This window comes from Arthrobacter sp. R3-55, from assembly GCF_054161505.1.
Map to the genome: position 1 here is coordinate 3,002,150 of NZ_CP096423.1, position 17,256 is coordinate 3,019,405.

General features: G+C 62.3%; 17 protein-coding genes. 6 read left to right on the plus strand and 11 right to left on the minus strand.

Translation table 11 applies throughout. The features are described from left to right. Positions 1–106 precede the first annotated feature (106 nt). The 3 genes from argB to argC are packed head-to-tail and all read right to left on the minus strand — an operon-like array spanning position 107 to position 3,271. Positions 107–1,066 carry an acetylglutamate kinase gene (gene argB, locus M1D51_RS13845; protein ID WP_172324036.1) on the minus strand — a complete coding sequence of 320 codons (960 nt, stop codon included), beginning with the start codon at positions 1,064–1,066 and terminating at the stop codon, positions 107–109. A 10-nt stretch (positions 1,067–1,076) separates the two neighbouring features. Beyond that, positions 1,077–2,243 (minus strand): bifunctional glutamate N-acetyltransferase/amino-acid acetyltransferase ArgJ, encoded by a 1,167-nt coding sequence (gene argJ / locus M1D51_RS13850; RefSeq protein WP_172324027.1) that lies wholly within the window; start codon positions 2,241–2,243, stop codon positions 1,077–1,079. After that, positions 2,240–3,271: an N-acetyl-gamma-glutamyl-phosphate reductase gene (gene argC / locus M1D51_RS13855; RefSeq protein ID WP_458106890.1), complete on the minus strand. Its 1,032-nt coding sequence runs from the start codon at positions 3,269–3,271 to the stop codon at positions 2,240–2,242. The genes argJ and argC overlap by 4 nt, the downstream gene beginning before the upstream one ends. A 167-nt stretch (positions 3,272–3,438) precedes the next feature. Here argC and M1D51_RS13860 point away from each other — a divergent pair, with 167 nt between their 5' ends. The 4 genes from M1D51_RS13860 (at position 3,439) to M1D51_RS13875 (ending at position 11,008) form a co-directional block, all read left to right on the plus strand. Beyond that, positions 3,439–4,527, plus strand: a complete 1,089-nt coding sequence (locus M1D51_RS13860) for a fatty acid desaturase family protein (protein ID WP_458106891.1) — start codon at positions 3,439–3,441, stop codon at positions 4,525–4,527. An 85-nt stretch (positions 4,528–4,612) separates the two neighbouring features. Further along, the gene (locus tag M1D51_RS13865) at positions 4,613–5,578 is read left to right on the plus strand and encodes a quinone oxidoreductase family protein (protein WP_172324810.1); all 966 of its coding nucleotides are present in this window, start codon (positions 4,613–4,615) and stop codon (positions 5,576–5,578) included. 118 nt (positions 5,579–5,696) lie between these two features. Further along, entirely contained in the window at positions 5,697–9,653 is a 3,957-nt protein-coding gene (locus M1D51_RS13870; protein WP_458106892.1) for a Pls/PosA family non-ribosomal peptide synthetase, read from the plus strand. Positions 9,654–9,664: 11 nt separating this feature from the next. Next, a complete protein-coding gene (locus M1D51_RS13875; RefSeq protein WP_458106893.1) occupies positions 9,665–11,008 on the plus strand; it encodes a M1 family metallopeptidase in 1,344 nt (447 codons plus the stop codon). Here M1D51_RS13875 and M1D51_RS13880 read toward each other — a convergent pair. From M1D51_RS13880 to M1D51_RS13895, 4 genes are all read right to left on the minus strand, one after another. Beyond that, the gene (locus M1D51_RS13880) at positions 11,005–11,646 is read right to left on the minus strand and encodes a 4'-phosphopantetheinyl transferase family protein (RefSeq protein WP_458106894.1); all 642 of its coding nucleotides are present in this window, start codon (positions 11,644–11,646) and stop codon (positions 11,005–11,007) included. The genes M1D51_RS13875 and M1D51_RS13880 overlap by 4 nt on opposite strands. 73 nt (positions 11,647–11,719) lie before the next feature. Beyond that, a complete protein-coding gene (locus M1D51_RS13885) occupies positions 11,720–12,190 on the minus strand; it encodes a barstar family protein (RefSeq protein WP_458106895.1) in 471 nt (156 codons plus the stop codon). A 93-nt stretch (positions 12,191–12,283) separates the two neighbouring features. Next, entirely contained in the window at positions 12,284–12,631 is a 348-nt protein-coding gene (locus M1D51_RS13890) for a hypothetical protein (protein ID WP_458106896.1), read from the minus strand. Positions 12,632–13,226: 595 nt separating this feature from the next. Continuing rightward, positions 13,227–13,706 (minus strand): hypothetical protein, encoded by a 480-nt coding sequence (locus M1D51_RS13895; protein ID WP_458106897.1) that lies wholly within the window; start codon positions 13,704–13,706, stop codon positions 13,227–13,229. A 237-nt stretch (positions 13,707–13,943) separates the two neighbouring features. On the opposite strand from M1D51_RS13895, the gene M1D51_RS13900 reads away from it, so the two are divergent. Both M1D51_RS13900 and M1D51_RS13905 read left to right on the plus strand, forming a co-directional pair. After that, complete coding sequence (locus tag M1D51_RS13900; RefSeq protein ID WP_458106898.1) at positions 13,944–14,471, plus strand: DUF4265 domain-containing protein; 528 nt, start codon at positions 13,944–13,946, stop codon at positions 14,469–14,471. A gap of 80 nt (positions 14,472–14,551) precedes the next feature. After that, positions 14,552–14,932, plus strand: a complete 381-nt coding sequence (locus tag M1D51_RS13905; RefSeq protein ID WP_458106899.1) for a hypothetical protein — start codon at positions 14,552–14,554, stop codon at positions 14,930–14,932. Positions 14,933–15,018: 86 nt separating this feature from the next. On the opposite strand, the gene M1D51_RS13910 is transcribed toward M1D51_RS13905, so the two are convergent. The 4 genes from M1D51_RS13910 to M1D51_RS13925 form a co-directional block, all read right to left on the minus strand. Then, entirely contained in the window at positions 15,019–15,516 is a 498-nt protein-coding gene (locus M1D51_RS13910) for a hypothetical protein (RefSeq protein WP_458106900.1), read from the minus strand. Positions 15,517–15,540: 24 nt separating this feature from the next. Next, the gene (locus tag M1D51_RS13915; RefSeq protein WP_458106901.1) at positions 15,541–15,771 is read right to left on the minus strand and encodes a hypothetical protein; all 231 of its coding nucleotides are present in this window, start codon (positions 15,769–15,771) and stop codon (positions 15,541–15,543) included. Beyond that, positions 15,772–16,050: a hypothetical protein gene (locus M1D51_RS13920; protein ID WP_458106902.1), complete on the minus strand. Its 279-nt coding sequence runs from the start codon at positions 16,048–16,050 to the stop codon at positions 15,772–15,774. Between the two features lie 323 nt (positions 16,051–16,373). Continuing rightward, positions 16,374–17,021 (minus strand): hypothetical protein, encoded by a 648-nt coding sequence (locus tag M1D51_RS13925; protein WP_458106903.1) that lies wholly within the window; start codon positions 17,019–17,021, stop codon positions 16,374–16,376. Positions 17,022–17,256 lie beyond the last annotated feature (235 nt).

Here is a 17,256-nt window from a genome sequence, read left to right on the forward strand (position 1 = left end):
ACGGAAGCTTTGGCCTCCGATCCGGCGATGGACCCCCGGGTGTGGTCGGGCACCGCGAAGCGGGCGGGGGGTCCATCGCCGGTCGGGTTGAGGCCAACAGTTTCGCTCATGCGTTCACTTCCTCATCAGGGACTACTTGGGTGCCGATGCCCGCCGTCGTGAACGTTTCCAGCAGCATGGAGTGCGGCAGGCGGCCGTCCACGATGTGTGCGCGCTCCACGCCCTCATCGATGGCTTTAAGGCAAGCAGCCATTTTGGGGATCATGCCGGACTCCAGTTTGGGCAACATCTCGCGCAGTTCCGATGCTGTCAGCGACGAGATCAGCGACGATTTGTCCGGCCAGTTGGCGTACAGGCCTTCCACGTCGGTGAGGATAACCAGCTTGGTGGCACCCAATGCCGACGCGACGGCGGCGGCTGCAGTGTCGGCATTGACGTTCAGGACTTGGCCCGTAGTGGGACCGGAGCCGGTGCCGTCGTCGAGAATTTCGGGGGCGACGGTGGAAATCACCGGGATGCGGCCGGCGTCGAGAATGTCCTTAATGCCTGCGGGATCGACGCCCACTACTTCGCCCACCAAGCCCAGGTCCACTTCTTCGCCATCCACCACAGTGCCCGTGCGGACGGCGCGCAGCAGCCCGCCATCTTCCCCGGACATGCCCACGGCATAGGGTCCGTGGGAATTGATGAGGCCGACGAGCTCGCGACCCACCTGGCCCGTAAGGACCATGCGCACCACGTCCATGGCCTCAGGGGTGGTGACACGCAAGCCACCTTTGAACTCGGATTCAATGCCGAGACGGCCGAGCATGGAGTTGATCTGGGGGCCGCCGCCATGGACCACCACGGGGTGGATGCCCACGTGATGGAGGAAAACGATGTCCTCCGCGAAGGCGCGGCGGAGGTCGTCGTTGACCATGGCGTTGCCGCCGTACTTGATGACCATGGTGGTCCCGGCAAAACGCTGGATCCAGGGCAGGGCTTCAATCAGGGTGCCCGCCTTATCCTGGGCTGATTTGGCCGAGACGTGGCTCGTGGAGGTGGTCTCGCGGGTGTGTGCAGTCATCGTCATGGGCTCAGCTCGAGTAGGCGCTGTTCTCATGCACGTAATCGTGCGTGAGATCGTTGGTCCAGATGGTGGCCTCGGCATCGCCGGCTTGCAGGTCGATTTCGACCAAGACTTCCCGCGGCTCCAAATCCACCAGGTTGCGGTCATCGCCGATTGCACCGTTGCGGCAGATCTGCACGCCGTTCATGGCGACGTTGAGCTGGTCCGCTTCGAACGCAGCATCGGTGGTTCCCACTGCCGAGAGAACGCGGCCCCAGTTGGGGTCCTTGCCAAAGATGGCTGCCTTGAACAGATTGGAACGGGCAACGCTGCGGCTGACGATTTCAGCGTCGCGTTCGCTGGCGGCGTTGAAGGTCCGGATAGCGATGTCGTGGCTGGCACCTTCGGCATCTCCGATCAGCTTGCGTGCCAGTTCGGCGCAGACGTTGGTGACCGCTTCGCTCAACTGCTCGGCTGAGGGCAGAGCCTCGGAAGCACCCGATGCCAGCAGCACCACGGTGTCGTTGGTGGACATGCATCCGTCCGAGTCCGCCCGGTCAAAGGTGACACGTGTGGCGTCGCGGAGGACGACGTCGAGCTCATTCGCAGGAACCTCGGCATCGGTGGTGAGAACGACCAACATAGTGGCAAGGCCCGGTGCCAGCATGCCGGCTCCCTTGGCGATGCCGCCTACGGTGAACTGCTTGCCTTCGGCGTCGGTACCTGTGAAGACCGCTTCCTTGGAAACGCTGTCCGTGGTCATGATGGCAGTTGCCGCTGCTGAGCCGCCGTCCTCGGACAGTTCGCGGAAAGCAGCCTCAACGCCCGGGATGATCTTGTCCATGGGCAACTGCTCACCGATCAGGCCGGTAGAGCAAACCACGACGTCGGAAGCTGAGACTCCCAGCACGTCCGCCACTTTTTCTGCCGTGGCGTGGGTGTTCTGGAAGCCCTGGGGACCGGTGCAGGCGTTGGCACCACCGGAGTTCAAGACCACGGCGTCCACACGGCCATCGCTGACTACCTGGCGTGACCAGTGAACCGGCGCAGCAGCCACGCGGTTGGAGGTAAAGACGGCAGCCGCGGACTTTTGCGGCCCGTCATTAACTACCAGTGCCAGGTCCGGGTTGCCCGAGGCCTTAATGCCGGCTTTGATGCCTGCGGCGCGGAATCCCTTGGGTGCGGTAATGGTCACGGTGCTACTCCCTGCAGGTTCAGGCCGGCGGTTTCATCCAGGCCGAGGGCAATGTTCATGGACTGCACGGCTCCGCCGGCGGTCCCCTTGGTGAGGTTGTCAATGGCGCACGTAACGATCACGCGGCCTGTGTGGGCGTCGAAGGCCAACTGCATTACTGCGTGGTTGGAGCCCTGCACGGATTTGGTGGTGGGCCACTGGCCTTCCGGAAGGAGATGCACGAACGGCTCGTCGTCGTAGGCATCCGTCCAGGCCTGGCGGAGCTCAGCCTCGGTAACACCGTGACCAACCTTCGCCGTGGCGGTAGTCAGGATGCCCCGGCTCATCGGGACCAGCGTCGGGGTGAAGGAAACCGTCACCGGTTCACCTGCCGCGTTGGACAGACCTTGTTCGATCTCAGGCGTGTGCCGGTGCCCGCCGCCAACACCGTAAGGGCTCATGGAACCCATGACCTCAGCGCCGATCAGATTGACCTTGGCAGCCTTCCCGGCACCCGAGGTCCCCGAAGCGGAGACAATGACGACGTCGTCCGCCAGGAGGAGATTATTGGCGAACCCGGGCGTCAAGGCGAGCAGGGCCGACGTCGGGTAGCAGCCTGGAACGGCGATGCGCGTGGCACCCTTGAGTGCTTCCCGCTGGCCCGGAAGCTCGGGCAGGCCGTAGGGCCAAGTACCGGCATGGGAGGATCCGTAGAACTTTTCCCAGGCAGTGGCGTCCTGCAAGCGGTGGTCCGCACCGGCGTCGATGACTATGGTGCCTTCCGGCAACTGCGCCGCGATCTCAGCCGAGGCGCCGTGCGGAAGGGCGAGGAACACGACGTCGTGGCCTGAAAGGTTTTCCACCGTGGTGTCTTCGAGGATCCGGCTGGCCAAACCGTGGAGATGCGGCTGCAACTCCCCTAGTCTGGAACCGGCGTTGCTGTGCGCGGTGATGGCACCAATGGTGACGTTGGGGTGGCCCGCAAGCAGGCGCAGCACTTCTCCTCCGGCGTAGCCGCTGGCACCGGAGACGGCAACAGAAATAGTCATAACTCCACTGTACAGCAAGAATATTCATGCTGTCCGATATTTATGCATGCAATTGTGAGCAGTCTCATTATTTTGGAGATTAGCCGTATGCTTAGTGGAGGGTGATCCAGACCGTGCAGTCCGAACGTCGGCTGCAGCGTTGCCCGTTAGCGATACGGGGCACATTTATGTCACCCACGTCCACCGCTGAGCGCCCCAAAGCTCGCGCAATTCAACCAAATCCCGTCGTCCAGAGCTACTCAGAGCTCCTCAAGAGTGTTAAGGCAGCCGGACTTCTCGAGCGCCGCACCGGCTTCTACATCTGGGTCTTCGTGGCCCTGGTCCTGCTGATGGCCGGCACTTGGCTCGGCTTCGCACTCATTGGCGATTCCTGGTACCAGCTTTTGATAGCCGCAGCCGTAGGCATCCTGTGCACCCAGCTAAGCTTCCTTGCCCACGAGGCCGGACACAAGCAGATCTTCGCGTCACGGCGTGCCAATGACTGGTCAGCCCGTCTCCTGGCCACCGGTGTTGCCGGCATCAGCTACTCCTGGTGGGAACAAAAGCATGGAGCCCACCACAACCACCCCAACGTCATCTCCAAGGACCCGGACATCCGGAACAACGCCCTGGTATTCCACGAGGATGCAGCAGCAGAGCGCAAGGGCCGCCTGGCATTCCTCACCAAGAAGCAGGGCTGGTTCTTCTTCCCGCTCCTGACCCTGCTGGGCTTGAGCCTGCAGTTCGACTCCCTGCGCTTTGTCTTCGGCAAGCAGAAGGTCCGCCACCGCTGGGTAGAGACGCCCATCCTCGTGGCCAGGCTCGCAGCCCTTCCGGTACTCGCCTTCACCTTCCTCCCCATCGGTATGGCGTTCGCGTTCCTCGGCGTGCAGATCATGGTCTACGGCTTCTACATGGGAGCCTCGTTCGCACCCAACCACAAGGGCATGCCGGTCCTTCCCAAGGACAGCCGCGTGGACTTCCTGAACCGCCAGATCCTGACCTCGCGCAACATCTCCGGCGGCCTTTTCATGGACTTCCTTTTGGGTGGACTCAACCGGCAGGTTGAGCACCACTTGTTCCCGGATATGGCCCGCCCGCATCTGTACAAGGCCACAAAGATTGTGCGTGAGTTCTGCGCCAAGCACTCCATCTCCTACACGGAAACCTCATTGCTGCAGTCCTACGGCATCGTGGTCAGATACCTCAACGAGGTAGGCCTCGCAGCGGGCCGCGGCTTCGACTGCCCCGTGGCTTCGACGCACGGACGCTTCTAGGCGTTCCACAAGGGAAGCCCCAACTTCCCTAGGATGGAACCTGAAACCGGGCACCGGAAGGACCGCCCCGGAGTGAGGAGCCACCATGACGAACGCCATCGTTGCACAGCAGCCCGGAGGACCTGAGGTCCTCCAGCTCGCCTCCGTGGAACCACCAACCCCTGGCCCCGGCCAGCTGCTGATCAAGGTCGCAGCTGCCGGGGTCAACTTCATTGAGACCTACCAGCGCAGCGGGATCTACACAGTGGAGTACCCCTTCACCCCCGGGGCCGAGGCCGCGGGCACCGTTGAGGCCGTGGGCGAGGGCGTGGAGGAATTCTCCGTCGGCGATCGCATTGCCACGGCCGAGGGAAACAGGACCTACGCGGAGTACGCCCTGGTGGACGCCGGCAAGGCACTTCCGGTTCCTGCCGGCGTCGACGATCACACTGCTGCGGCTCTGCCGCTGCAGGGAATCACCGCTCACTACCTGATGAACTCGTCGTTCCGGGTCGAACCAGGGCACACCGTGTTGCTGCATGCAGGCGCCGGTGGTGTTGGCCTGCTGTTGACGCAACTCCTGAAAGCCCGCGGCGCGCGGGTCATCACTACCGTCTCTTCGGATGAAAAGGCCGACCTGTCCACCCTGGCGGGCGCCGATGAGGTGCTCCGCTATGACGGATTCGCCGAGAAGGTCCGTGAGCTCACCGACGGCGAAGGCGTCAACGTGGTGTACGACGGCGTCGGCAAGGATACCTTCGACGATTCCTTGAAGAGCCTGCGCATCCGCGGTGCCATGGTGCTCTTCGGGGCAGCATCCGGTCCGGTGCCGCCGTTCGATCCCCAACGCCTGAACGCTGGCGGCTCCCTCACCCTGACCAGGCCCACCATGGCGCACTTCGTTCAGAACGCCCAGGAACGCCGGTGGCGCTCAGCGGAAATCTTCGACGCCGCCGCCAACGGCACCCTCGCTGTCCGGGTGGGCGCAACGTACCCGCTCGCGGAAGCTGCCCAGGCACACAGGGACCTTGAGGGCCGCCGTACGACTGGAAAAGTCCTGCTGGTCCCCTAAGTGACGATACCCGGCCCCCAACAGCGAATGACGTGCAGGAGAACAGCAGCGCAACAGAGTGTGTCGCGCAGGAAACGGCAGACACCTTTTGTTCATCTTTCTGCGGAAAGCTGACGTCGTGAGCACAGAACATTCCTTGGGGGCCGGGCATACCCCTGCCTTGACCACTTACCGTCCCCAGCTGCCGGGCGGTGCTGCGGCCCCTGCCGAGCGCACCCTCGTTGACATCCTGGAAGAAACCGCATCCTCCTTTCCCGAGGCCTCGGCGCTGGATGACGGCCATAAGTCCCTGAGCTACACCGAGCTGCTCAAGGCAGTGCGGGCCTTTGCCGCCCGACTCAATGCAGCGGGCCTGGGGCGGGGCGACAAGATCGGCATCCGGATTCCCTCCGGCACCAACGAGCTCTACATCGCCATCCTGGGAATTCTCATGGCCGGCGCCGCCTATGTTCCTGTTGATGCGGACGACCCCGAAGAGCGCGCCCGCCTGGTGTTTGGCGAAGCCAAGGTCGGTGCCATCATCGCTGCGGGCCTGGACATCGAACTTTCGGGCGCTTCACGAGAGCCCGTTTCCGAGCCGTCCCCTCCCGTTTTGGACGACGATTCCTGGATCATTTTCACTTCCGGTTCCACTGGAACGCCGAAGGGCGTTGCGGTAAAGCACCGCTCCTCAGCAGCGTTCGTGGACGCAGAAGCGCGCATCTTCCTCCAGGCCGAACCCATCGGTCCACAGGACCGGGTGCTGGCCGGGCTCTCAGTCGCCTTTGATGCTTCCTGTGAGGAAATGTGGCTTGCCTGGCGTCACGGAGCTTGCCTGGTTCCGGCACCGCGAGCCTTGGTACGTACCGGCATGGACCTGGGCCCTTGGCTCATCAACCACGGCATTACCGTGGTTTCCACGGTGCCCACCCTTGCTGCCTTGTGGCCGGCCGAGGCCCTCGAGAACGTCCGTCTCCTCATCTTCGGCGGCGAAGCCTGCCCGCCCGAACTGGCCGAGCGCCTCGCCGTAGACGGCCGGGAGGTGTGGAACACGTACGGTCCTACCGAAGCAACCGTCGTTGCCTGCGCTGCCCCGTTGGGCGGGCCCGGCCCCGTGCGTATCGGGCTGCCGCTGGATGGCTGGGACCTGGCCGTCGTCGATCCCCAAGGCGTCCCAGTGGCAGAAGGTGAGATCGGCGAACTGATCATCGGGGGTGTGGGACTGGCCCGCTACCTCGATCCCGCCAAGGACGCCGAGAAGTACGCGCCCATGACGACGCTGGGATGGGACCGGGCCTACCGCTCCGGTGACCTGGTGCGCTTCGAAGCCGAGGGCCTGATCTTCATGGGCAGGGCCGACGAACAGGTCAAGCTGGGTGGGCGCCGGATCGAACTGGGCGAAGTGGATGCGGCACTGCAGTCTTTGCCTGGTGTCGCCGGCGCGGCTGCAGCAGTACAGACCACGGCAGCCGGCAACCAGATCCTTGTTGGCTATCTGGCCCCCGTTGACGGCCATGAATTGTCCATGGACGAGGCTCGCCGCCTGCTGGGCGAAAGCCTTCCGGCCGCCTTGATCCCCCTGCTGACCGTGGTGGATTCGCTTCCTACCAAGACCAGCGGCAAAGTGGACCGCCATGCACTCCCCTGGCCGCTGGCGGGAGCCGGTGCCACCGAGGCAGGCAACGCCCCGCTGAATCTTCCCGATGACGCCCGCTGGGTGGTGGAGCAGTGGGAGTCTGTACTTGGCAGTCCCGTCAGTTCGCTCGACGCCGATTTCTTCGCCTACGGCGGTGGATCCTTGGCTGCAGCGCAACTCGTTTCCGCCCTTCGCGTCCGCTACCCCACCGTCACCGTGGCGGACATTTATGCCACACCCCGGGTAGGCGCGTTGATCGACGCCGCCCGGCAGTCACTTCCCGACGGCGGCGTGCCGGGGCCCGCTGCTGAGCGCACCGTCCGTCCCACCGCGCTGAAGTCGCAGATTTTCCAGGTCCTGATGGGCGTGCCCCTGCACATCCTGGTGGGCATGCGTTGGCTCACCTACCTCATGGCCGCCAACAGGCTGCTGTCAGACTTCGCCGGCTTTGCCGCCGCGCCCGTGGTGTCGTGGTGGTGGATCGCAGCGTCTTGGCTGGTTTTCGTCAGCCCCTTGGGCCGGATGGCGATCTCCGTGGTTGCAGCCAGGGTGCTGCTTGGCAGGATCCAGCCCGGCACCTACCCTCGATCCGGCAAAACCCACCTGCGGCTGTGGCTCGCCGAACAAATCCAAGACCTCTCGGGTGCCATCGGTCTGGCCAGCGCCCCGTTCGTCCCTTATTACGCACGGGCCCTCGGAGCCAAGATCGGCAAGGACGTCCACCTGCACTCACTGCCCCCGGTCACCGGCCTCCTGTCCTTGGGCAGCGGAGCCAACATCGAGCCCGAAGTGGATCTTTCGGGCTGGTGGGTTGACGGTGACTCCGTCCACATCGGCCAGATCCATGTGGGAGCCGGTGCAGTTGTCGGCGCCCGAAGCACCCTGATGCCCGGAGCCACCATCGGCGCGGGCGCCCACGTCGATGCCGGATCCGCTGTACTGGGCAAAGTGAAAGCCGGACACCTTGTGGCCGGCTCCCCTGCAGAACGCCGCGGTAAGGCCAAGCACGAATGGCCGGACACCATCAGCCGGCGGCCTGTGGTTGACCGGCTCTGGTTCTCCGCTTTTGCCAGCGCTTCGGCTTTGCTGGCGCTTATCCCCTATATCTCGGCGTTCGTTGGTGCCCTGGTGGTTCTGGCGTTCATCCAGGGCCACGAGTCGTTGGAAACAGCGCTTCCACAGATTGCCCTCGCCGTTCCCCTGGCGGCCTTCGTATGGTTCTTCGGCAACCTTGTACTCATCTTGATTGTTGCCAGGCTTCTCGGTTTGGGCCTGAAGGAGGGGTACTACCGGGTGCGGAGCCGGATCGGTTGGCAGGTGTGGGCCACCGAGCGCCTTCTGGACATGGCCCGGGACCTCCTCTTCCCTGTCTATGCAAGCCTCTTCACGCCCCTCTGGCTACGACTCCTCGGGGCCAAGGTAGGCAAAAACGTGGAAGCTTCCACGGTGCTCCTTGTTCCCAAGATGACCACCATCGGGGACGGAGCCTTCCTTGCCGATGACACCATGGTGGCCTCGTACGAACTTGGTGGCGGCTGGATGAAAATCGCGCCGGCCAAGATCGGCAAGCGCTCGTTCCTGGGCAACTCAGGCATGACCGCCGCGGGACGTAACGTGCCCAAGAACTCCCTCGTCGCGGTGCTGTCCGCCACTCCGGCCAAAGCAAAGTCCGGCACTTCCTGGCTTGGCAGTCCGCCCGTCCGGCTGCGCCGCACCGCCGTCGATGCTGACCAGACCCGGACCTTCCGCCCGGCCCTGAAGTTGAAGGTCGCCAGGGCGTTGTGGGAACTGTGCCGCCTGCTACCGGTCATCCTGACTGTGGCAATCGCCGTCAGCGTGATGCTGGTTCTGGATTGGATTGCACGAGGATGGGGCTACTGGATCGCAGCAGCCCTGGGTGGCGTGGTGATGCTCGCAGCAGGAGCCGTGGCAGCGCTCAGCTCCGTCCTCGCCAAGTGGGTTCTGGTGGGAACCATCCGTGCAGGCGAACACCCCCTGTGGAGCTCGTTTATCTGGCGTAACGAGGTGGTGGACACCTTCATCGAGATGGTGAGCGCACCCTGGTTTGCCCGCTCTGCCGCCGGAACTCCGGCCTTGGTGTGGTGGCTTCGCGGCCTCGGCGCCAAGATCGGCCGTGGAACCTGGTGCGAGAGCTACTGGCTGCCCGAAGCTGACCTCGTGACCCTGGGAGAGAACTCCACCGTCAACCGTGGTTGTGTTGTCCAGACGCACCTGTTCCACGACCGCGTGATGAGCCTGGATACAGTGACGCTCGGCAACGGAGCCACCATGGGTCCGCACGGCGTCATCCTCCCTGCCGCCAGCATCGGCGACGGCGGAACTGTTGGTCCGGCGTCGTTGGTAATGCGCGGTGAGACGGTCCCTGCCGGAACGTATTGGATGGGCAACCCGGTGAGCCCGTGGGTGGGCCCGTCAGCACAAGCGCCGCGCCTGAAGTAGATTGGACGGATATGGCCGCACCAATCCCCACCCCCAAAACCGACGCCGACCCCTACACTTTGGACCACGGCAGCACCAGCTACCGTGTGGACCGGTACGAGTTGGACCTCGATGTCAGGCTGGGCAGCAACAAGCTGATCGGCAAAGCGGTCCTGCGATGCACTGCCTTGGAATCCACGCCGCAGATCGTCCTGGATTTGGTGGGCCTGCGGGCAAGCAAAGTTCAGTTCGACGGCAAGAAGCTCCAGAAGTTCAGCCACCGGGCAGAGCATCTGGTACTTGCCCCCGCGTCCCCGCTCAAAGCAGGTCAGCAGTTCTCCTTGGAGATCCGCTATGACGGCAATCCCCAGCCACGGCGCGGCCTGTGGGGTGACGTGGGGTGGGAAGAACTGAACGACGGCGTCCTGGTGGCCGGCCAGCCCAATGGTGCGGCGTCATGGTTCCCCTGCAACGACCATCCCCGCTACAAGTCCAGCTTCCTCATCTCCGTGACCACCGACGACGACTACCGCCCGGTGTGCAACGGCACCCTGATCTCCCACTCCCGCAAGTCCAGCAGGGAGACCTGGGTCTACGAACAAGCTGAACCCATGGCCACCTACCTTGCTACCGTGCAAATCGGCCGGTACGTCAAGGTTCCCCTGCACGTTGACGACACCCATCACCGGGTGCCGCAGTTCGTAGCAGTCACTCCGGAAATGGCCGTCGACGCCCTCCAAGGACTCCGACGCCAGCCGGACATGATGCGGACCTTCGAGGATTGCTTCGGCCCCTACCCGTTCACGGACTACACCTCGGTGGTGACTGAAGACGAGCTGGAAATCCCGTTGGAATCCCAGACCGTCTCCATCTTCGGCCGCAACCATATGCGTGATTCCTGGGATGCCCAGCGCCTGATCGCCCACGAGCTCTCCCACCAGTGGTTCGGCAACTCGCTGACCGTGAGCAGCTGGAAAGACATCTGGCTGCATGAAGGATTCGCTTGCTACGCGGAGTGGCTGTGGTCCGAGGAATCCCGGACCATGACCGTTGCTGCGCGGGCAACGGCTGCGTGGAAAAGGCTCGACGCCGGGCCGCAAGACTTGTTGGTGGGCGATCCCGGTCCCGAGTTGATGTTCGATGACCGCGTCTACAAGCGCGGAGCCCTGGCCGTCCATGCCGTACGGATCGCGGCCGGCAACGAGGCGTTCTTCGGATTCCTGCAGCATTGGACGGCCACCAACCGTCACAGCTCGGTGTCCACGGAGGCGTTTATTGAGGCCGCGGATTCGTTCATTCCGGGCTTTGATGCTGCATCGATTCTTCGGCCGTGGCTCTACGAAACGCCCCTGCCTCCGCTGCCTTCAGTGCGTTAGCCGAGGGCCAGGGCGGCGACTAAACCCTCAGGCAGTGGTGTTTCGGTGACATCCCTCAGTCCGGGCAGATCCAGCACATCCAGCTCCGCAGGGTTGCGCCTCAGGCCTTCCCCTGTCATCTTCAGCCACGCCTCTTTGCGTGCCCACAGGCGGGCGCGCTGACTATTTTGCTCTTGGTCCTGGATGGTAAATAGGAAGCGCTTTTCGTTTGCGGTCAGCGCGACGTCGTCGAATGCTTCGAAGGCTGCCTTGTCAATCGATTCAAGGTCCACTCCCAGCCGGAGCTCTTCGGGAGGATGCACGACGCCGGCCAGCAGCACCCAGCCAGACGCTCTGGAGGCGCTGAGCGCCAGAGGTGCGGGGCCGCCGTCGAGCATGAACCCTGGGCGACCATGGTCCTGGGCGGGGCCGCACTGCGGGCAGTGATAGGAAGGGACGAGGCGGCGGGACTCCACTCCCAGGAGCGTCGCAGCAAAGTGCAGTGCAGCAAGTCGGCCGGCCAGGAACTCGTCACGGTCTGCGGGGTTGGCGTAGCGAAGGGCGCGCTCGAGGGCCAGGTGGCCAAGCAGTTCAACCGTGTCTCCTGCGCCGGGCGTCTCCTCGAGCCTCCACAGGTCAAGCACCGGATTCTGCATCATTCCCTCCTCTCACGGCTAATTCCCCAGCCCAATGTCGCAACAGCTATGGGTGGATTACCCATTCTGTGAGGCTTCAAACGACTCTGCCATCGCCCCGTGTCCATGCCCAAATCGGGTAACTGCAGGACTCACGCTGCCGAGGCAACCACCCGCGGAATTCTGTACAGGCTGCACCCTCTCTGGACAGCACCAACTCAGCGTTGCTGATGATGGTCAAATATCGTCGTGCAGGGAGCCACTCCAAGTCTTTCAGGCACTCGTCAAAGGCGCTCCAGTTCCCACCGAAGTAGTCCGGAAATGAAAAATTCTGCTTGTACTCTGCGAAGAGCTGATCCAGGGTGAGCATTTTGGATCCATCCAGGTCGACAATCAGAACGTCAGCTACTCTGAGCGTCTGGCGCACGAACTGAGCCTGCTCCAGGTTTGCCGCATGAACCCAAGGCGCGGTTTCGCTCGTCACTGAATCGACAACGTATTCCCCGTCCATCCGCCCATTCTCCACGAATTTTTGGACGCTTAACCGCAGCGAGGAATCGACCAACATTCGACCGCCCTAACACCGGAGCTCCCACACAGACGAGAAGCATCTCCCTGTCCGGCATTCTTGGTGGCGGCCAGGTCAGTCCACGAGCCCGACTCAGGCTCGCTGTTCCCGGACAGGATCCAGGGGTGTTTGGGGGTCTGCTCGAACCGGGAACCAGTCCAGTGTTTCGAGGTCGGGGTGCCGCCGGAGGGTCTCGATCAGTTCCTTGCTGCCGAAGACCTTGGATCCCAGCAGGTCCCAGTCTGTCCAAACAGCCCACGCCCGGTCCTCCGGCCACCAAAACTCAGGCGTGTGGTTGGGAAGAGTTGGTTCCAGCAGTGCCGGCAGGAGCGCTTCGAGTTCGAAGGAGACGACCTGCCGTCGCCTGATTCCATCGGCACCGACCACGACGCCCAATATGTCGTCCGCGTATCGGTCCGCAGCGGCGAAGCTTCCTTGCACCCGCTGAGTTTTTGTCGCGGATTGGAGCAGGGGTAGAAGCGCTTCCAGCTCCACTTGACCAATGGTCCCGCTCATGGGTTGGTACACAAAGTCAGCACCAGGCAGAACAAGCCCGGCCTCATCCCACCCCACCATCGCGTCCCCTCGAAAACAGGGAGGGACTTCCAACCCATCCCAAAACGCTCCCCGTAGCGGAACGCCTTTGATCTTGGCCACTTTGCTCCACCTGATCCTGACGAACTCAGACGGCGGAGCCACAAGGTAGATCGGGCCTTTATCCTCCTCAGCGAGCAGACCCGGATCAACACCAAGGGGACATACGTATTGATTGTGGAGAATCCAGACACTGTCCTCGCAACCAGGTGGAAGGACGGCCGTCTCCGCTGCGTTGACGACGTCTTCGCCTAGCCACGATAATTCCTCCTCAAACCCTTTGGTTGACCAACGGGCAGGCAACGGGCTTCTAGGCTGCTCAGACATACGCCACCCCGGAGGCAGGACAGCATCCTCGGTATTCATGAGCAGAACCTACCATCAGGCATCCCGGAGGCCATCCCTACAGCCACCCCGCAAGAGTACTGGTATACGTGCAGCATCAGGAGGTGGCATCAGCGAGACCATGCGCGTGAATACGCAATCGCCCCAACTGATCATCTGAGATTGCTCGAATCGGCTGGTCCGGGTCCAGAGGGCAGAAGAATTCGCCATCAGAAGTGAGGGCACAGAGAACACTCCCGGACATATGCTCCGGCAGAAACAGGAAGGGCGGATCGACAAAAGGAAATCCCTCGCTGCTGACCCAGGCCACTCTGCATCCGGCATCGATGATCGTCTGCAACGTCCCACGAACGGCCGTTGTCCAGGCTTTCCCACTCAAAAACTCCTGGACCCTTACGTCCCACAGTTTCAATTCCCAGGTCTCACCGTAAAGACGGGATTCTGCTGCATCCGTTCCGGCAGGCCACAAGCCCAGCGGGAGGGACCTTTCAACCCAACGTTTCGGATCGACCAGCCCATAAACGATGAATCCCGGCATTTCCTCTTGTCCGCCGTCGGCGTCCCAAAACACTGTCATGATTTTCCGTGCGGGCGGCCTCATTAGCGGGCACGCCGCTGATGGAGCTGAGTTGGTTGGGAAACGCAGTCGCCAATTGTCATTGATCGTTGCCTTTTCTAGATGCGGGAAACACCTACTTGCTGGCGCTTGATCTCAGCGAGGAGATCCCGGCCAGTTCGCCCCAGTGTATTCGTTCCTCGACAGGGCGCCCGCGTCGCTGGCTGATTGCTTGCCTTTGTTCGGTAGTCTCAGCGGGTGACTGACTATCGGCAACACCCCAGCGTCGTGGCGCATTGGCACGACGGCTCCTTCCAGCCGCTTCCCGAAGCCCTGGACGCGCCTGACACCATCTGGTTTGCGCTGCCTCCGGAACCGGACACCGAGCAAATGTGGGAAGGACTTCGCGGCCGAGTTGAAGCAGACGGCACAGCCACTGTCCTGGCAGTGCCGGCTTTTCTCTATGACATCAACTTTGGCGACAGGGTGAACGTCATGCGCTCGGCAGAGGACGCCGTCGTTGCCACAGGACTCGACCACGACACATCGAACTTCACCTTCCGTGTCCTGCTGAAATCGGATGCCCCAGATGCTTGGCAACCGCTGGCCACTGAACTCGCCCAGCTCGGCTGCATCCTTGATGTCATGTCTCCGCGGTTCTTCGCTGTGTCCTGCAATGAAGCCTTGTCACAGGTCGTCGCCGACAAGCTGTTTACTCTGCAGAACAACGACGAACTTCACTATGAAACAGGCAGGACGAAACTGCCGGAGCCCAAACGGGCGTAGCTTCCGGGCTGCTGGCTTTCTTCTCCGCGCTGGTACTGGCGCCGGAAAGCCTGCCTAAGTTCCAGGCGACGAACTAAGGAGTGATCATCGGAAACCTTCGACTCATGCGGCGGATCTACGTCGAGTGGCCCCAGCCAGCCAAAGCACTGATGCTCTGTTTTCCTGCGTTCTTCATTCTGTCGTTCATCCTGACGGCCTTGAAGTTGCCGTTCTGGGCCGTTTTGATCCCCATCAGCTTGGCCGGAGTGTCAGTGTTTTCTCTGAGATTCTGCATTTTCAGGGACATCAGGAACACCGCCACAACGTGGTCCCGTCTTTATAGGGAAAGCAAGAACATCGCCCCGGACGGTTTCACGATTGCTGACCTACCGACCATCAAAGGCATGGGATTCATCTACATGCTGATGGGAGCCATGTTCGTTGCCGGCTCGCTCTGGACCGTCTTCACAACAGCACGATGAAGGCCCGTATTGACCCCTCTGGCAGTGTTCCACCTGTGCGCTTGTGCCGATAACCCTCGATCAGCAACCGCATCAATCGCTGACGCTCACAGACGAGAAGCGTCTCCCCGTCCCCGCATTCGTGGTGGCGGCCAGCCGAAGTCAACCTGCACCGGCCTCTTGCCCGTCTTTGGCTCAGGAACACCTCGTTCCTCCCGCCGCGCCCGGGCAGCCCAGTCCTGACGTGCCCAAAAGACCAGAAGCCAAACGAAGAGACCAAAGCTTACCGGCACGAACAACCGCCCCCATTGACCGTCCGAAGCTGAGAACAGAACATAGACCACCAGCGCTGTAAGAGTCATAGCGGCCATCACCCCTGCGAAGATTGTCATGGACCAAACTGACTCAACTATTGGCACGTACTTACCGCCGAAGGTGACTTCGTCCCAGTGGTAGCTGTAGAGATCACCGTCCTTGGTCCGGGCAAGGACCCGCTCCTCGCCCGCGGCAACAGCGCGGTCATGCCAGCGCTTGACGCCTTCATCGATCTCCTCGCGCAGGTCCGCGTCTTCCGTGCGGAGCCTGAACCCGTCCGGCTCAGTCAAGGTGTTCTCCCTCCAACTGACGCACTACCTTGGCCACAGGAAAACGCCCAAGAAGACCAACCCTGCCATTGCCGGAATAGCAGCAGCTATCTTCGACAGGGCGAGTTGGTACTCATACGTCTTGAACTGCGTCCCCTCGAGCAGCCACGCCCAACCATCAACGCCGGATCGTGCCATCAAGTTGCGCATCAGATACAGCACCAGGCCGCTGAGTATGAGGAATGCGCCGACGAGCGCCAAGAACGGATTACCCATCTACTCCCCTGCCCACGGGGACCTGAAGATCAGCGTCAGCACCACAATCAGCAGACCACCCAAGATCAGCACTGTACAGAAGAACACTCCGAGCATCTCGAAACCCCTGACCCGCTCCCCATCTGCTTCCGTGTCGGCTTCAAGGGGAGGTTCGGATTCAGAGAGCTCCCCTCTCCGCCCAATCATTTGTGAGGTGATCCAGTGCTGCCGGCGCGCGATTGGTCTCCTAAACAGCAGCCACACCACACCAATGGCGATGAAGACCAGACCCAATGCCATGCTTCCCTCCCCCGCCAATGCTCTCTTCGTGTCACCATCCTAGAAGCGCAACGCCCTCACACGACACGCGCCGCGCACGGAGAGATCCTCCATGCTTTTTCAGAACTGCAGTTGGCCGTAAATGGCGCTGTTGTGCGCCGCTCCTTGTCGCCCTCGAGTCACGCTCCCCGGGCTAGTGCGGGCAAGCAGGCATCCTCCTCCGGCGTCGGCTCGAACTCGGCTCGAAACCCCAGCTTTTCGAGACACAGAGGCTATGAGAGACCCCGGTGAGTTTAGAGAAGGAGTCGGAGACCGCGGGCGGGATCGCCTATCGGATCAGCTGGTCACTTGAAGGACCTGAACACGATCGAGTCGAAAACGGCGCGCGCCTCTCTCATCAGCTCCGGATTGATCGATTCGTCGATATAGCCCACCGCGACGACAGCCCGCCGGCCCTCCAAGTCGACCACCCGGTAGGTCTCATGTTCATTCTGAGTCGAGTACCAGTGTGTGCAGTGGTACATCATTTCTGAGTGGATGCAGAACTTGCCGCTGTCGCAGGCAGGGATGTCCACGTCGCCCTCGACGGAATGGTCGAACTCGAAGCCGGGGTAATCGCCCACCATGATCTTGACAGGAGGAGTGCTTGCCGTTGACGATTGCGCCGCCATAGCCCTAGTGAAGGCCCAGTCCGCAGGACCGACATCGGCAAGGGCACCCCTCCAGTTGCATGCGTCCATCGACACATAGAACGCGGACCCAAGAGTCAGGTGGACGGCCCATTCAGCCGGGTGATCCGGGTCATCCTTGCCCAGGCTGTTGCCGTCGAGAGCTGACCAGCCCCCTGGAACGGTGATCTCGAAAGGCTCCTTGTAGCCGTCGACGGGGACTAGATACGTGCCGGCATCGATATCGCCACTCGTCGGCAGCGGCGGGACCGTGCGAGGGGCGCGACTCTCAGGCAGCGGTGGGACCGTGCGAGCCTCCGTCATCGGAGAACTGGCAGACGGCAGGGATGCGTCGTCGGACTCATACTCGCACCCGCCGAGACATCCCATCAGTGCGATAGCCAGCAAAGGCAAGAGATGGCGTGACCGCTGAGCGGCCTTTTCGATGGGTGTCCTAGAACTCATTGATCCACCAAGCCACTACAAGCTACTGTGAGGCCCCGCAGCCGGGTGGCCTCGCAGGCGGTCCGAGATGGGATGCCGTCGCCCCAGTCTCCTC

Bases quoted from the DNA above. Each gene is read 5' to 3' on its own strand.
- argB (WP_172324036.1), bottom strand. From the start codon at position 1,066: ATGACTGCACACACCCGCGAGACCACCTCCACGAGCCACGTCTCGGCC.
- M1D51_RS13925 (WP_458106903.1), bottom strand. From the start codon at position 17,021: ATGACGGAGGCTCGCACGGTCCCACCGCTGCCTGAGAGTCGCGCCCCT.
- M1D51_RS13860 (WP_458106891.1), top strand. From the start codon at position 3,439: ATGTCACCCACGTCCACCGCTGAGCGCCCCAAAGCTCGCGCAATTCAA.
- M1D51_RS13915 (WP_458106901.1), bottom strand. From the start codon at position 15,771: ATGGGTAATCCGTTCTTGGCGCTCGTCGGCGCATTCCTCATACTCAGC.
- argC (WP_458106890.1), bottom strand. From the start codon at position 3,271: ATGACTATTTCTGTTGCCGTCTCCGGTGCCAGCGGCTACGCCGGAGGA.
- M1D51_RS13920 (WP_458106902.1), bottom strand. From the start codon at position 16,050: ATGGCATTGGGTCTGGTCTTCATCGCCATTGGTGTGGTGTGGCTGCTG.
- M1D51_RS13865 (WP_172324810.1), top strand. From the start codon at position 4,613: ATGACGAACGCCATCGTTGCACAGCAGCCCGGAGGACCTGAGGTCCTC.
- M1D51_RS13875 (WP_458106893.1), top strand. From the start codon at position 9,665: ATGGCCGCACCAATCCCCACCCCCAAAACCGACGCCGACCCCTACACT.
- M1D51_RS13880 (WP_458106894.1), bottom strand. From the start codon at position 11,646: ATGATGCAGAATCCGGTGCTTGACCTGTGGAGGCTCGAGGAGACGCCC.
- M1D51_RS13885 (WP_458106895.1), bottom strand. From the start codon at position 12,190: ATGTTGGTCGATTCCTCGCTGCGGTTAAGCGTCCAAAAATTCGTGGAG.
- M1D51_RS13895 (WP_458106897.1), bottom strand. From the start codon at position 13,706: ATGACAGTGTTTTGGGACGCCGACGGCGGACAAGAGGAAATGCCGGGA.